Source organism: Rhodococcus sp. EPR-134, from assembly GCF_001647205.1.
In the GTDB taxonomy this organism is placed as follows: Bacteria; Actinomycetota; Actinomycetes; order Mycobacteriales; family Mycobacteriaceae; genus Rhodococcus_F; species Rhodococcus_F qingshengii.
In genome coordinates this window covers 1-413 of sequence record NZ_LVCT01000354.1, presented here as the reverse complement: position 1 = coordinate 413, position 413 = coordinate 1, and the positions used below count along the sequence as shown (strand labels likewise).

The window sequence follows — 413 nt, the reverse complement described above, 5'->3', positions numbered from 1 at the left end:
AAAGAGCGCGCTCGTCGAGCAGCCCCGAGTACTCGGACAGCGAGATTCCCTTGACGATGCGCGAGCCCCAGAAGGGAGGTGTCGGCACCGCGATGTCGGTTGCGACATCGGAACGCTCCGGCAGGACCACGGGAACCGCTGCAGCCTTACGCTTTTCGGCGATGCGCTTGGAACGCTCGTGACGTGCCTTACGCTCGGCAGCCTTCTCGCGAGCAGCGATGGCCTCCGGGCTGTCCGGCGCCGGGCCGCCACCACGCTTGGTCGTCATGATCTGGTCCATCAAGTTCAGACCCTCGAAGGCGTCGCGGGCATAGCTGACGTCGCCCTCGTACACCTCCTGCAGGTCGTTCTCGACGTAGGAGCGCGTGAGCGCCGCACCACCGAGCAGCACCGGGAACTTCTCGGCGACTCCA

General features: G+C 65.9%; 1 pseudogene. It reads right to left on the bottom strand.

Annotated features, from left to right (window positions below):
* Nucleotides 1–413 (bottom strand): annotated as a pseudogene (locus A2J01_RS15720) (methionine synthase); the annotation flags it as partial.